Genomic DNA, 14,821 nt, shown 5'->3' with positions numbered 1-14,821 from the left:
CGGGTGGTTATGACTTTTTTATCTCACAAGGTTATCCACTATGTTTTTCGATAAAAAGCTTAATAAATCAATAATTTCTTCTTTTATCCCCAACCTGTGGATAAAGTTTGGTAACATTGTGGATTATTTTTCACAGCTTGTGGAAAATTCTTGCTATCTATGGTAAAATATCTCTAGTATTAAACTTTTAAATAGTAAAGGAGGAGAAAAGATTGAAAGAAAAACAATTTTGGAATCGTATATTAGAATTTGCACAAGAAAGACTGACTCGATCCATGTATGATTTCTATGCTATTCAAGCTGAACTCATCAAGGTAGAGGAAAATGTTGCCACTATATTTCTACCTCGCTCTGAAATGGAAATGGTCTGGGAAAAACAACTAAAAGATATTATTGTAGTAGCTGGTTTTGAAATTTATGACGCTGAAATAACTCCCCACTATATTTTCACCAAACCTCAAGATACGACTAGCTCACAAGTTGAAGAAGCTACAAATTTAACTCTTTATGACTATAGTCCAAAGTTAGTATCTATTCCTTATTCAGATACGGGATTAAAAGAAAAGTATACCTTTGATAACTTTATTCAAGGGGATGGAAATGTTTGGGCTGTATCAGCCGCTTTAGCTGTCTCTGAAGATTTGGCTCTGACCTATAACCCTCTTTTTATCTATGGAGGACCAGGCCTTGGTAAGACTCACTTATTAAACGCTATTGGAAATGAAATTCTAAAAAATATTCCAAATGCACGTGTCAAATACATACCTGCTGAAAGCTTTATTAATGACTTTCTTGATCACCTAAGACTTGGGGAAATGGAAAAATTTAAAAAAACCTATCGTAGTCTTGATCTTTTGTTAATCGATGATATCCAGTCACTCAGCGGAAAAAAAGTCGCAACTCAGGAAGAATTTTTCAATACCTTTAACGCCCTTCATGACAAGCAAAAACAGATTGTCCTAACCAGTGATCGTAGTCCAAAACATTTAGAAGGGCTCGAGGAGAGGCTTGTCACGCGCTTTAGTTGGGGATTGACACAAACTATCACACCCCCTGACTTTGAAACACGCATTGCCATTTTACAAAGTAAAACGGAACATTTAGGCTACAATTTCCAAAGTGATACTCTAGAATACCTAGCTGGGCAATTTGATTCAAATGTTCGAGATCTTGAGGGAGCCATAAACGACATCACTTTAATTGCCAGAGTAAAAAATATCAAGGATATCACTATTGATATTGCTGCAGAAGCTATTAGAGCTCGAAAACAAGATGTTAGCCAAATGCTCGTCATCCCAATTGACAAAATCCAAAATGAAGTTGGTAACTTCTATGGAGTTAGTGTCAAAGAAATGAAGGGAAGCAGACGCCTTCAAAACATTGTGTTAGCCCGTCAAGTAGCCATGTATTTATCTAGAGAACTAACAGATAATAGTCTTCCAAAAATTGGGAAGGAATTTGGTGGAAAAGATCATACAACAGTTATTCATGCCCATGCTAAAATTAAATCTTTGATTGATGAAGACGATAATTTACGCTTAGAAATTGAATCAATCAAAAAGAAAATCAAATAAGTTGTGGATAACTTTTACTTTATTATCTTTTTTATCCACATTTTTTAAACAAGCCAAAAAACTTGATATGACTTGTTTAAAGTCTGTTTTCCACAGATTTCACAGACTCTATTATTACTATTATCCTTCTAATACTAAAAATAAATAAAGGAGAATCCATGATTCATTTTTCAATTAATAAAAATTTATTTCTACAAGCCTTAAATACAACTAAAAGAGCTATTAGTTCTAAAAATGCCATTCCTATTTTATCAACTGTCAAAATTGACGTGACCAATGAAGGTGTTACTTTAATTGGTTCAAATGGTCAAATTTCAATTGAAAATTTTATTTCTCAAAAAAATGAAGATGCTGGTCTATTAATTACTTCTTTAGGTTCGATCCTTCTTGAAGCTTCTTTCTTTATCAATGTGGTATCTAGCCTACCTGATGTAACTCTTGATTTTAAAGAAATTGAACAAAATCAAATTGTTTTAACCAGCGGCAAATCAGAAATTACCTTAAAAGGAAAAGATAGTGAACAGTATCCACGAATCCAAGAAATTTCAGCAAGCACTCCTTTGGTTCTTGAAACAAAATTGCTCAAGAAAATTATCAATGAAACAGCTTTTGCTGCAAGTACACAAGAAAGTCGTCCAATTTTAACAGGTGTTCATTTTGTATTGAGTCAGCATAAGGAGCTAAAAACAGTGGCAACAGACTCTCATCGTCTAAGCCAGAAAAAATTAATGCTTGAGAAAAATAGTGATGATTTTGATGTCGTGATTCCTAGCCGTTCTCTACGCGAATTTTCAGTGGTATTTACAGATGATATCGAAACTGTAGAGATTTTCTTTGCCAATAACCAAATCCTCTTTAGAAGCGAAAATATTAGCTTCTATACTCGTCTCCTAGAAGGAAACTATCCTGATACAGATCGCTTGATTCCAACAGACTTTAACACTACTATTACTTTTGATGTGGTAAACTTACGCCAGTCAATGGAGCGTGCTCGTCTTTTATCAAGTGCGACTCAAAATGGTACTGTGAAACTTGAAATTAAAGGTGGTATTGTTAGCGCCCATGTTCACTCTCCAGAAGTTGGTAAAGTAAACGAAGAAATCGATACTGATCAGGTTACTGGTGAAGATTTGACCATTAGTTTCAACCCAACTTACTTAATTGATTCTCTTAAAGCTTTAAATAGCGAAAAGGTTACCATTAGCTTTATCTCAGCTGTTCGTCCATTTACTCTTGTGCCAGCAGATACTGACGAAGACTTCATGCAGCTCATTACACCAGTTCGTACAAATTAAGTGAAAGAGGTTGAGCTTAGCTCGCCTCTTTTATGATATAATCGAAAAAGAAAAGGAGAATAGTATGTATCAAGTTGGAAATTTTGTTGAAATGAAAAAACCACATGCTTGCACCATCAAGTCAACAGGTAAAAAGGCCAATCGTTGGGAAATTACACGTGTAGGAGCAGATATCAAAATCAAATGCAGTAATTGTGACCATGTTGTCATGATGGGGCGCTATGATTTTGATCGAAAAATGAATAAAATTATTGACTGAACCCCCTTAGTTAGAGGGTTAGCAAGTTTTCCCTTTTTGTGTTATAATATTAGGGATTGAAATGAAAACGGAGAATGAGAAATATGGCTTTGACAGCAGGTATCGTTGGTTTGCCAAACGTTGGTAAATCAACACTATTTAATGCAATTACAAAAGCAGGAGCAGAGGCAGCAAACTACCCATTTGCGACGATTGATCCAAACGTTGGAATGGTTGAAGTTCCAGATGAACGCCTACAAAAACTAACTGAAATGATTACTCCTAAAAAGACAGTGCCAACAACATTTGAATTTACAGATATTGCAGGGATTGTAAAAGGAGCTTCAAAAGGAGAAGGGCTAGGGAATAAATTCTTGGCCAATATTCGTGAAGTAGATGCGATTGTTCACGTAGTTCGTGCTTTTGATGATGAAAATGTGATGCGCGAGCAAGGACGTGAAGACGCCTTTGTAGATCCACTTGCCGATATTGACACCATTAACCTAGAATTGATTCTTGCTGACTTAGAATCGGTGAACAAACGATATGCGCGTGTAGAAAAGATGGCACGTACGCAAAAAGATAAAGAATCAGTAGCTGAGTTTAATGTTCTTCAAAAGATTAAACCAGTCCTTGAAGATGGGAAATCAGCTCGAACTATTGAATTTACAGATGAGGAACAAAAGGTTGTAAAAGGTCTTTTCCTTTTGACGACTAAACCAGTGCTCTATGTTGCTAATGTTGACGAGGATGTGGTTTCAGAACCTGACTCTATCGACTATGTCAAACAAATTCGTGAATTTGCAGCGACAGAAAATGCTGAAGTAGTCGTCATTTCTGCGCGTGCTGAGGAAGAAATTTCTGAATTGGACGATGAAGATAAAAAAGAGTTTCTTGAAGCCATTGGTTTGACAGAATCAGGTGTAGATAAGTTGACGCGTGCAGCTTACCACTTGCTTGGATTGGGAACTTACTTCACAGCTGGTGAAAAAGAAGTTCGCGCTTGGACTTTCAAACGTAGTATGAAGGCTCCTCAAGCAGCTGGGATTATCCACTCAGACTTTGAAAAAGGATTTATTCGTGCAGTAACCATGTCATATGAGGATTTAGTGAAATACGGATCTGAAAAGGCCGTAAAAGAAGCTGGACGCTTGCGTGAAGAAGGAAAAGAATATATCGTTCAAGATGGCGATATCATGGAATTCCGCTTTAATGTCTAAAAAATTAATAAATGGTGTCAATTAGGTTGGAAAAAAATTCCAACCCTTTTGGCTTTTGAAAGGAAAAATAAATGACCAAATTACTTGTAGGCTTGGGAAATCCAGGAGATAAATATTTTGAAACAAAACACAATGTTGGATTTATGTTGATTGACCAACTAGCGAAAAAACAAAATGTCACTTTTACACATGATAAGATATTTCAAGCTGACCTAGCATCCTTTTTCCTAAATGGAGAAAAAATTTATCTTGTCAAACCAACGACATTTATGAATGAAAGTGGAAAAGCGGTTCATGCTTTATTGACTTATTATGGTTTGGATATTGAAGATTTACTCATCATTTACGATGATCTTGACATGGAAGTTGGAAAGATTCGTTTAAGAGCAAAAGGTTCAGCAGGTGGTCATAATGGTATCAAGTCTATTATTCAACATATTGGAACCCAAACCTTTAATCGTGTTAAGATTGGAATCGGAAGACCTAAAAATGGCATGTCAGTTGTTAACCATGTTTTGAGTACCTTTGACAAGGATGATTATATCGGTATTTTACAGTCTATTGACAAAGTTGACGACTCTGTAAACTACTATTTACAAGAGAAAAACTTTGAAAAAACGATGCAGAGGTATAACGGATAAATGGTGACCTTATTAGATTTATTCTCAGAAAATGATCAGATAAAAAAATGGCATCAAAATCTGACAGATAAGAAAAGACAATTAATGTTAGGTTTGTCAACTTCTACAAAAGCTTTAGCAATAGCTAGTAGTTTGAGACAGGAAGATAAGATTGTGTTATTGACGTCAACTTATGGAGAAGCAGAAGGACTTGTTAGTGATCTTCTATCTATCTTGGGTGAGGAATTTGTCTATCCATTTTTGGTAGATGACTCCCCTATGGTAGAATTTTTGATGTCTTCACAAGAAAAAATCATTTCACGGGTTGAAGCCTTGCGTTTTTTGACTGATTCATCTAAGAAAGGGATTTTAGTTTGTAATATCGCAGCAAGTCGATTGATTTTACCGTCTCCAAATGTATTCAAAGATAGTATTGTAAAAATCTCAATCGGTGAAGAATATGATCAACACGCGATTATCCATCAGTTGAAGGAAATTGGCTATCGAAAAGTTACACAAGTACAAACTCAAGGCGAATTTAGTCTTCGAGGAGATATTTTAGATATTTTTGAAATATCCCAGTTAGAACCTTGCCGAATTGAGTTTTTTGGTGATGAAATTGATGGTATCAGGTCATTTGAAGTAGAAACACAATTATCGAAAGAAAATAAGACAGAACTCACCATATTTCCAGCTAGCGACATAATTTTGAGAGAAAAGGATTATCAACGAGGTCAGTCAGCTTTAGAAAAACAGATTTCAAAAACGTTATCACCTATTTTAAAATCATACTTAGAAGAAATTCTTTCAAGTTTTCACCAAAAACAAATGCATTCTGATTCACGGAAATTTTTATCTTTATGCTATGATAAGACATGGACTGTATTTGATTATATTGAAAAAAACATACCAATATTCTTTGATGATTATCAAAAATTGATGAATCAGTATGAAGTCTTTGAAAGAGAATTAGCGCAGTACTTTACAGAAGAATTACAGAATAGTAAAGCATTTTCTGATATGCAGTATTTTGCTGATATTGAACAAATCTATAAAAAACAAAGTCCGGTGACTTTTTTCTCTAATCTTCAAAAGGGACTAGGAAATCTCAAGTTTGACCAAATTTATCAATTTAATCAATATCCTATGCAGGAGTTTTTCAATCAATTTTCTTTTTTAAAAGAAGAAATTGAACGATACAAAAAAATGGATTACACTATTATCCTGCAATCTAGCAATTCAATGGGAAGTAAAACATTGGAGGATATGTTAGAGGAATATCAGATTAAATTGGATTCCAGAGATAAGTCAAGAATCTATCAACAATCTGTAAACTTAATTGAGAGTAACCTAAGACATGGTTTTCATTTTGTAGATGAAAAGATTTTATTGATAACTGAACATGAGATTTTTCAAAAGAAATTGAAACGTCGTTTTCGAAGACAGCATGTTTCAAACGCAGAGAGATTAAAAGATTACAATGAACTTGAAAAAGGAGATTACGTTGTTCACCATATTCATGGGATTGGTCAATATCTAGGAATTGAAACAATTGAAATCAAGGGGATTCACCGTGATTATGTTAGTGTTCAATACCAAAACGGGGATCAAATCTCTATCCCAGTAGAACAGATTCATCTACTGTCTAAATATGTTTCAAGTGATGGGAAAGCTCCAAAACTCAATAAATTAAATGACGGTCATTTTAAAAAAGCAAAGCAAAAAGTTAAGAACCAGGTAGAGGATATAGCAGACGATTTAATCAAACTCTATTCTGAGCGTAGTCAGTTGAAGGGTTTTGCTTTTTCAGCTGATGATGAAGATCAACATGCTTTTGATGATGCATTTCCTTATGTTGAAACGGATGATCAACTTCGTAGTATTGAGGAAATCAAGAGGGATATGCAAGATTCTCAGCCAATGGATAGGCTATTGGTTGGGGATGTTGGTTTTGGAAAGACTGAAGTTGCAATGCGTGCAGCCTTTAAGGCTGTCAATGATCACAAACAGGTTGTCGTTCTAGTTCCGACGACGGTTTTAGCGCAACAGCACTATACGAATTTTAAGGAACGATTCCAAAATTTTGCAGTTAATATTGATGTGTTGAGTCGCTTTAGAAGTAAAAAAGAGCAGACTGAAACACTTGAAAAATTGAAAAACGGTCAAGTCGATATTTTAATTGGAACACATCGTGTTCTGTCAAAAGATGTTGTGTTTTCTGATTTGGGCTTGATGATTATTGATGAAGAACAACGATTTGGTGTCAAGCACAAGGAAACCTTGAAAGAGTTGAAGAAACAAGTGGATGTCCTAACTTTGACCGCTACGCCAATCCCTCGTACCCTCCATATGTCTATGTTGGGAATCAGAGATTTGTCTGTTATTGAAACTCCGCCGACTAATCGTTATCCTGTTCAGACCTATGTTTTGGAAAAGAATGATAGTGTCATTCGTGATGCTGTTTTGCGTGAAATGGAGCGTGGAGGTCAAGTTTACTATCTTTACAATAAAGTTGACACGATTGACCAGAAGGTTTCAGAATTACAGGAGTTGATTCCAGAGGCTTCGATTGGTTATGTTCACGGACAAATGAGTGAAATCCAGTTGGAAAATACTCTACTAGACTTTATTGAGGGACAATACGATATCTTGGTGACGACTACCATTATTGAGACAGGGGTGGACATTCCAAATGCCAATACTTTGTTTATTGAAAATGCAGACCATATGGGCTTGTCAACCTTGTATCAGTTAAGAGGAAGAGTCGGCCGTAGTAATCGTATTGCTTATGCCTATCTCATGTATCGTCCAGAAAAATCGATTAGTGAAGTCTCTGAAAAGAGATTAGAAGCGATTAAAGGATTTACAGAATTGGGATCCGGATTTAAGATTGCTATGCGAGATCTTTCGATTCGTGGAGCAGGGAATCTCCTAGGAAAATCCCAGTCTGGTTTCATTGATTCTGTTGGTTTTGAATTGTATTCGCAGTTATTAGAGGAAGCTATTGCTAAACGAAACGGTAATGCTAACACAAGAACCAAAGGGAATGCTGAGTTGATTTTGCAAATTGATGCCTATCTTCCTGATACTTATATTTCTGATCAACGACATAAGATTGAAATTTACAAGAAAATTCGTCAAATTGACAACCGTGTTAACTATGAAGAGTTACAAGAAGAGTTGATGGACCGATTTGGAGAGTACCCAGACGTAGTAGCCTATCTTTTAGAGATTGGTTTGGTCAAATCATACTTGGACAAGGTCTTTGTTCAACGTGTGGAAAGAAAAGATAATAAAGTTACAATCCAATTTGAAAAAGTCACTCAACGACTGTTTTTAGCTCAAGATTATTTTAAAGCTTTATCCGCAACGAACTTAAAAGCAGGCATCGCTGAGAATAAGGGATCAATGGAGCTTGTATTTGATGTTCGAAATAAGAAGGATTATGAAATTTTAGAAGGACTGATGATTTTTGGAGAAAGTTTACTAGAGATAAAAGAGTCTAAGAAAGAAAATTCCATTTGATATTTTTCTTCTATAAAATAGATAAAAATGGTACAATAATAAATTGAGGTAATAAGGATGAGATTAGATAAATATTTAAAAGTATCGCGAATTATCAAGCGTCGTACAGTCGCAAAGGAAGTAGCAAATAAAGGTAGAATCAAGGTGAATGGAATCTTGGCCAAAAGTTCAACGGACTTGAAAGTTAATGACCAAGTTGAAATTCGCTTTGGCAATAAGTTGCTACTTGTCAAAGTACTAGAGATGAAAGATAGTACAAAAAAAGAAGATGCAGCAGGCATGTATGAAATTATCAGTGAAACACGGGTAGAAGAAAATGTCTAAAAATATCGTACAATTGAATAATTCTTTTATCCAAAATGAATATCAACGTCGTCGCTACCTGATGAAAGAACGACAAAAACGGAATCGTTTTATGGGGTGGGTATTGATTTTGATTATGCTATTATTTATCTTGCCAACTTTTAATTTAGCGCAGAGTTATCAGCAATTACTCCAACGACGTCAGCAATTATCAGAATTGCAAACTCAGTATCAAACTTTGAGTGATGAAAAGGATAAGGAGACAGCATTTGCTACCAAGTTGAAAGATGAGGATTATGCTGCCAAATATACACGAGCGAAGTACTATTATTCTAAGTCGAGGGAAATAGTTTATACGATTCCTGACTTGCTTCAAAGGTGATAAAATGGAAAATTTACTAGACGTAATAGAGCAATTTTTGAGTTTGTCAGATGAAAAGCTGGAAGAATTGGCTGATAAAAATCAATTATTGCGTTTACAAGAAGAAAAGGAAAGGAAGAATGCGTAAATTCTTAATTATTTTGTTGCTACCAAGTTTTTTGACCATTTCAAAAGTTGTTAGCACAGAAAAAGAAGTCGTCTATACTTCGAAAGAAATTTATTACCTTTCACAATCTGACTTTGGTATTTATTTTAGAGAAAAATTAAGTTCTCCTATGGTTTATGGAGAGGTTCCTGTTTATGCGAATGAAGATTTAGTAGTGGAATCTGGAAAATTAACTCCCAAAACAAGTTTTCAAATAACCGAGTGGCGTTTAAATAAACAAGGAATTCCGGTATTTAAGCTATCCAACCATCAATTTATTGCTGCAGACAAACGATTTTTATATGATCAGTCAGAGGTGACTCCAACAATAAAACAAGTATGGTTAGAATCTGACTTTAAACTGTATAATAGCCCTTATGATTTAAAAGAAGTGAAATCATCCTCATCAGCTTATTCGCAAGTATCAATCGATAAGACCATGTTTGTAGAAGGAAAAGAATTTCTACATATTGATCAGGCTGGATGGGTAGATAAGGAATCAACTTCTGAAGAAGATAATCGGATGAGTAAAGTTCAAGAAATGTTATCTGAAAAATATCAGAAGAATTCATTCTCTATTTATGTTAAGCAACTGACTAATGGAAAAGAAGCTGGTATCAATCAAGATGAAAAGATGTATGCAGCTAGTATTTTGAAACTCCCTTATCTCTATTATGCGCAAGAAAAAATAAATGAGGGTCTTTATCAGTTAGATACGACTGTAAAATACGTATCAGCAGTCAATGATTTTCCAGGTTCTTATAAACCAGAAGGAAGTGGTAGTCTTCCTAAAAAAGAGGATAATAAAGAGTATTCTCTCAAGGACTTAATCACAAAAGTATCAAAAGAATCGGATAATGTAGCTCATAATCTATTGGGTTATTACATTTCAAACCAATCTGATGCCACATTCAAATCCAAGATGTCTGCCATTATGGGAGATGATTGGGATCTAAAAGAAAAATTGATTTCTTCCAAGATGGCTGGGAAGATTATGGAAGCCATTTATAATCAAAATGGATTTGTGCTAGAGTCTTTGACTAAAACAGATTTTGATAATCAGCGAATTGCCAAAGGTGTTTCTGTGAAGGTCGCTCATAAAATTGGGGATGCGGACGAATTTAAGCATGATACGGGTGTTGTCTACGCAGATTCTCCATTTATTCTTTCTATTTTCACTAAGAATTCTGATTATGATACAATTTCTCAGATAGCCAAGGATGTTTATGAGGTTCTAAAATGAGGGAACAAGATTTTTTAAATCATTTTCTCAAGAGAGGATATTTTAAAAAGCATACTAAGGTGGTGCTAGCTCTTTCTGGTGGATTAGATTCTATGTTTCTATTTAAGGTATTGTCTACTTATCAAAAAGAGTTAGAAATTGAATTGATCTTAGCTCATGTGAATCATAAGCAGAGAGTAGAATCAGATTGGGAAGAACAGGAATTAAGGAAGTTAGCTGCTGAAGCAGAGCTTCCTATTTATATCAGCGATTTTTCAGGAGAATTTTCAGAAGCGCGTGCTCGACATTTTCGTTATGATTTTTTTCAAGAGGTCATGAAAAAGACAGGTGCGACAGCTTTAGTTACTGCCCACCATGCTGATGACCAGGTGGAAACGATTTTGATGCGTTTGATTCGAGGCACTCGTTTGCGCTATCTATCAGGAATTAAGGAGAAGCAAGTAGTAGGAGAGATAGAAATCATTCGTCCCTTCTTGCATTTTCAGAAAAAAGACTTTCCATCAATTTTTCACTTTGAAGATACATCAAATCAGGAAAATCATTATTTTCGCAATCGTATTCGAAACGCTTATTTACCAGAATTAGAAAAAGAAAATCCTCGATTTAGAGATGCAATCTTAAGTATCGGAAATGAAATTTTAGATTATGACTTAGCTATAGCTGAATTATCTAACAATATTGATGTAGAAAATTTAGATCAGCTATTGTCTTACTCTGAGTCGACACAAAGAGTTTTACTTCAAACTTATCTGAATCGTTTTCCAGATTTGAAGCTTACAAAAGCTCAGTTTGAAGAAGTTAGACAAATTTTAAAAACTAAAAGCCAGTATCGTCATCCGCTTAAAAATGGTTATGAATTGATAAAAGAGTACCAACAGTTTCAGATTTGTAAAATCAGTCCGCAGGCTGATGAAAAGGAAGATGAACTTGTGTTACACTATCAAAATCAGGTATCTTATCAAGGATACACATTTTCCTTTGGAATTCCTTTAGAAGGTGAATCAATTCAACAAATACCTGTTTCACGCGAAACATCCATACACATTCGTCATCGAAAAACAGGAGATGTTTTGATTCAAAATGGACATAGAAAAAAACTCAGACGTCTATTTATCGATTTGAAAATCCCTATGGAAAAGCGAAAATCTGCTCTGATTATTGAGCAATTTGGTGAAATTGTCTCAATTTTGGGAATTGCGACCAGTAATTTGAGTAAAAACACGAAAAATGATATAATGAACACTGTACTTTATATAGAAAAAATAGATAGGTAAAAAAATGTTAGAAAACGATATTAAAAAAATTCTCGTTTCACACGATGAAATTACAGAAGCTGCTAAAAAATTAGGTGCTCAACTCACTAAAGACTATGCAGGAAAAAATCCAATCTTAGTCGGGATTTTAAAAGGATCTATTCCTTTTATGGCTGAATTGGTTAAACATATTGATACACATATTGAAATGGACTTCATGATGGTTTCTAGCTACCATGGTGGAACAGCAAGTAGTGGTGTTATCAATATTAAACAAGATGTGACTCAAGATATCAAAGGAAGACATGTTCTATTTGTAGAAGATATCATTGATACAGGTCAAACTTTGAAGAATTTGCGAGATATGTTTATTGCAAGAGAAGCAGCTTCTGTTAAGATTGCAACCTTGTTGGATAAACCAGAAGGACGTGTTGTAGAAATTGAGGCAGACTATACCTGCTTTACTATCCCAAATGAGTTTGTAGTAGGTTATGGTTTAGACTACAAAGAAAATTATCGTAATCTTCCTTATGTTGGAGTATTGAAAGAAGACGTGTATTCAAATTAGAAAGAATAATTTTTAATGAAAAAACAAAATAATGGTTTAATTAAAAATCCATTTCTATGGTTATTACTTATTTTTTTCCTAGTTACAGCTTACCAGTATTTTAGTACAGGTAGTGTTGCAGGGAAAAGTGAGCAAATTAATTATACAGAATTGGTAAAAGAAATTACCGATGACAATGTAAAAGAATTAACCTACCAACCAAATGGCAGTGTTATCGAAGTTTCGGGTGTTTATAAAAATCCTAAAACAAGTAGAGAAGAAACAGGCATTCAGTTTTTCACGCCATCTGTTACTAAGGTAGAGAAATTTACCAGCACTATTCTTCCTGCAGATACTACCGTATCAGAATTGCAAAAACTTGCTACTGACCATAAAGCAGAAGTAACTGTTAAGCATGAAAGTTCAAGTGGTATGTGGATTAATCTACTCGTATCCATTGTGCCATTTGGAATTTTATTCTTCTTCCTATTCTCTATGATGGGAAATATGGGAGGAGGAAATGGCCGTAATCCAATGAGTTTTGGACGTAGTAAGGCTAAAGCTGCAAATAAAGAAGATATTAAAGTAAGATTTTCAGATGTTGCTGGAGCTGAGGAAGAAAAACAAGAACTAGTTGAAGTTGTTGAATTCTTAAAAGATCCAAAACGATTTACAAAACTTGGGGCTCGTATTCCAGCAGGTGTCCTTCTGGAGGGACCTCCGGGAACAGGTAAAACTTTGCTTGCTAAAGCAGTCGCCGGAGAAGCAGGTGTTCCATTCTTGAGTATCTCAGGTTCTGATTTTGTAGAAATGTTTGTCGGAGTTGGAGCTAGTCGTGTTCGTTCTCTTTTTGAAGATGCCAAAAAAGCAGCGCCAGCTATTATCTTTATCGATGAAATTGATGCTGTTGGTCGCCAACGTGGTGTCGGCCTCGGTGGAGGAAATGATGAACGTGAGCAAACCTTGAACCAACTATTGATTGAGATGGATGGTTTTGAGGGAAATGAAGGGATTATCGTCATTGCTGCGACAAACCGTTCAGATGTACTAGACCCGGCCCTTTTACGTCCAGGACGTTTTGATAGAAAAGTATTGGTTGGTCGCCCTGATGTTAAAGGTCGTGAAGCAATCTTGAAAGTTCATGCTAAGAACAAGCCTTTAGCAGAAGATGTTGATTTGAAATTAGTGGCTCAACAAACTCCAGGCTTTGTTGGTGCTGATTTAGAGAATGTCTTGAATGAAGCAGCCTTGGTTGCTGCTCGTCGCAATAAATCGATAATTGATGCTTCAGATATTGATGAAGCAGAAGATAGAGTGATTGCTGGACCTTCTAAGAAAGATAAGACAGTTTCACAAAAAGAACGTGAATTGGTTGCCTACCATGAGGCAGGACATACCATTGTTGGCCTAGTCTTATCGAATGCCCGCGTTGTTCATAAGGTTACAATTGTACCAAGAGGTCGTGCAGGGGGTTACATGATTGCACTTCCTAAGGAAGATCAAATGCTTCTATCTAAAGAAGATATGAAAGAGCAATTGGCTGGTTTAATGGGTGGACGTGTAGCTGAAGAAATTATCTTTAATGTCCAAACTACAGGAGCTTCAAACGACTTTGAACAGGCGACACAAATGGCGCGTGCAATGGTTACAGAGTACGGTATGAGTGAAAAACTTGGTCCAGTTCAATATGAAGGAAATCATGCTATGTTTGGTGCACAAAGCCCTCAAAAATCAATTTCAGAACAAACAGCTTATGAAATTGACGAAGAGGTTCGTTTATTATTGAATGAAGCACGAAATAAAGCTGCTGAAATTATTCAGTCAAATCGTGAAACTCACAAGTTGATTGCAGAAGCACTATTGAAATACGAAACATTGGATAGTACACAAATTAAATCTCTCTATGAAACAGGAAAGATGCCTGAAGCAGTAGAAGAGGAATCTCATGCATTATCTTATGATGAAGTAAAGTCAAAAATGAATGATGAAAAATAACCCAAAGAGAGGCAAGACCTCTCTTTTTTGTGCAGTTGAGGAGCTAAAGGGTGCAGAATGGATGAAATGTACCAAAAGTGTTTCTAATCTGTTAGACTGTATCTAGAAAGGGGAAAATTATGATTAAAGAATTGTATGAAGAAGTCCAAGGGACTGTGTATAAGTGTAGAAATGAATATTACCTTCATTTATGGGAATTGTCGGATTGGGATCAAGAGGGAATGATATGTCTACATGAATTGATTAGTAGAGAAGAAGAGCTGGCAGAAGATATTCCTCGTTTACGTAAATACTTCAAAACAAAATTCCGGAATCGAATTTTAGATTATCTTCGTAAGCAAGAAAGCCACAAACGAAGATATAATAAAGAACCATATGAAGAAGTAGGTGAGATTAGTCATCGTATAAGTGAGGGAGGTCTGTGGATAGATGACTATTATCTCTTTTATGAAACACTAAGAGATTATAGAAACAAACAAAG

14 protein-coding genes are annotated in these 14,821 nt (G+C 35.3%); all 14 read left to right on the top strand.

Annotated elements, in window-relative coordinates; all coding sequences use genetic code 11:
* Positions 1 to 212 precede the first annotated feature (212 nt).
* Positions 213 to 1,574, top strand: coding sequence for a chromosomal replication initiator protein DnaA (gene dnaA / locus HT688_RS08210; protein ID WP_023936251.1), 1,362 nt, complete (start codon positions 213 to 215; stop codon positions 1,572 to 1,574).
* Positions 1,575 to 1,732: 158 nt separating this feature from the next.
* Entirely contained in the window at positions 1,733 to 2,869 is a 1,137-nt protein-coding gene (gene dnaN / locus HT688_RS08205) for a DNA polymerase III subunit beta (RefSeq protein WP_023940601.1), read from the top strand.
* Positions 2,870 to 2,933: 64 nt separating this feature from the next.
* On the top strand, positions 2,934 to 3,128 hold the full coding sequence (locus HT688_RS08200) for a DUF951 domain-containing protein (protein WP_000285186.1): 195 nt from the start codon (positions 2,934 to 2,936) through the stop codon (positions 3,126 to 3,128).
* A gap of 83 nt (positions 3,129 to 3,211) precedes the next feature.
* The gene (ychF, locus tag HT688_RS08195) at positions 3,212 to 4,327 is read left to right on the top strand and encodes a redox-regulated ATPase YchF (protein ID WP_001218709.1); all 1,116 of its coding nucleotides are present in this window, start codon (positions 3,212 to 3,214) and stop codon (positions 4,325 to 4,327) included.
* A 71-nt stretch (positions 4,328 to 4,398) separates the two neighbouring features.
* Positions 4,399 to 4,968, top strand: coding sequence for an aminoacyl-tRNA hydrolase (gene pth / locus HT688_RS08190; protein ID WP_000163938.1), 570 nt, complete (start codon positions 4,399 to 4,401; stop codon positions 4,966 to 4,968).
* Positions 4,969 to 8,472 (top strand): transcription-repair coupling factor, encoded by a 3,504-nt coding sequence (gene mfd / locus HT688_RS08185; protein ID WP_050254323.1) that lies wholly within the window; start codon positions 4,969 to 4,971, stop codon positions 8,470 to 8,472. It abuts the gene before it with no gap.
* Between the two features lie 57 nt (positions 8,473 to 8,529).
* Complete coding sequence (locus HT688_RS08180) at positions 8,530 to 8,796, top strand: RNA-binding S4 domain-containing protein (protein WP_050254322.1); 267 nt, start codon at positions 8,530 to 8,532, stop codon at positions 8,794 to 8,796.
* Positions 8,789 to 9,157, top strand: coding sequence for a septum formation initiator family protein (locus tag HT688_RS08175; RefSeq protein ID WP_000041914.1), 369 nt, complete (start codon positions 8,789 to 8,791; stop codon positions 9,155 to 9,157). The genes HT688_RS08180 and HT688_RS08175 overlap by 8 nt, the downstream gene beginning before the upstream one ends.
* Before the next feature lie 4 nt (positions 9,158 to 9,161).
* Positions 9,162 to 9,284, top strand: coding sequence for an SP_0009 family protein (locus tag HT688_RS12050; RefSeq protein ID WP_000429334.1), 123 nt, complete (start codon positions 9,162 to 9,164; stop codon positions 9,282 to 9,284).
* Positions 9,277 to 10,545 (top strand): serine hydrolase, encoded by a 1,269-nt coding sequence (locus tag HT688_RS08170; protein WP_001224762.1) that lies wholly within the window; start codon positions 9,277 to 9,279, stop codon positions 10,543 to 10,545. The genes HT688_RS12050 and HT688_RS08170 overlap by 8 nt, the downstream gene beginning before the upstream one ends.
* Positions 10,542 to 11,819, top strand: a complete 1,278-nt coding sequence (gene tilS / locus HT688_RS08165; protein ID WP_001209061.1) for a tRNA lysidine(34) synthetase TilS — start codon at positions 10,542 to 10,544, stop codon at positions 11,817 to 11,819. The genes HT688_RS08170 and tilS overlap by 4 nt, the downstream gene beginning before the upstream one ends.
* Before the next feature lie 4 nt (positions 11,820 to 11,823).
* Positions 11,824 to 12,366, top strand: coding sequence for a hypoxanthine phosphoribosyltransferase (gene hpt, locus HT688_RS08160; protein WP_000892174.1), 543 nt, complete (start codon positions 11,824 to 11,826; stop codon positions 12,364 to 12,366).
* Between the two features lie 15 nt (positions 12,367 to 12,381).
* Positions 12,382 to 14,340, top strand: a complete 1,959-nt coding sequence (gene ftsH / locus HT688_RS08155; protein ID WP_000744568.1) for an ATP-dependent zinc metalloprotease FtsH — start codon at positions 12,382 to 12,384, stop codon at positions 14,338 to 14,340.
* Between the two features lie 119 nt (positions 14,341 to 14,459).
* On the top strand, positions 14,460 to 14,821 hold a 362-nt coding region (locus HT688_RS08150; protein WP_172923695.1), incomplete at its 3' end, for a sigma-70 RNA polymerase sigma factor region 4 domain-containing protein.

The sequence above is a fragment of the Streptococcus sp. 1559 genome, assembly GCF_013276735.1.
GTDB classification, from domain to species: Bacteria; Bacillota; Bacilli; order Lactobacillales; family Streptococcaceae; genus Streptococcus; species Streptococcus pseudopneumoniae.
The sequence above is the reverse complement of the archived record's forward strand: the minus strand, read 5'-3'. Positions and strand labels throughout refer to the sequence as shown.

Coding starts and splice junctions, on each gene's coding strand:
- ychF (WP_001218709.1), top strand. CDS start 3,212: ATGGCTTTGACAGCAGGTATCGTTGGTTTGCCAAACGTTGGTAAATCA.
- tilS (WP_001209061.1), top strand. CDS start 10,542: ATGAGGGAACAAGATTTTTTAAATCATTTTCTCAAGAGAGGATATTTT.
- HT688_RS08175 (WP_000041914.1), top strand. CDS start 8,789: ATGTCTAAAAATATCGTACAATTGAATAATTCTTTTATCCAAAATGAA.
- ftsH (WP_000744568.1), top strand. CDS start 12,382: ATGAAAAAACAAAATAATGGTTTAATTAAAAATCCATTTCTATGGTTA.
- hpt (WP_000892174.1), top strand. CDS start 11,824: ATGTTAGAAAACGATATTAAAAAAATTCTCGTTTCACACGATGAAATT.
- HT688_RS12050 (WP_000429334.1), top strand. CDS start 9,162: ATGGAAAATTTACTAGACGTAATAGAGCAATTTTTGAGTTTGTCAGAT.
- HT688_RS08200 (WP_000285186.1), top strand. CDS start 2,934: ATGTATCAAGTTGGAAATTTTGTTGAAATGAAAAAACCACATGCTTGC.
- HT688_RS08170 (WP_001224762.1), top strand. CDS start 9,277: ATGCGTAAATTCTTAATTATTTTGTTGCTACCAAGTTTTTTGACCATT.
- pth (WP_000163938.1), top strand. CDS start 4,399: ATGACCAAATTACTTGTAGGCTTGGGAAATCCAGGAGATAAATATTTT.
- HT688_RS08180 (WP_050254322.1), top strand. CDS start 8,530: ATGAGATTAGATAAATATTTAAAAGTATCGCGAATTATCAAGCGTCGT.
- mfd (WP_050254323.1), top strand. CDS start 4,969: ATGGTGACCTTATTAGATTTATTCTCAGAAAATGATCAGATAAAAAAA.
- dnaN (WP_023940601.1), top strand. CDS start 1,733: ATGATTCATTTTTCAATTAATAAAAATTTATTTCTACAAGCCTTAAAT.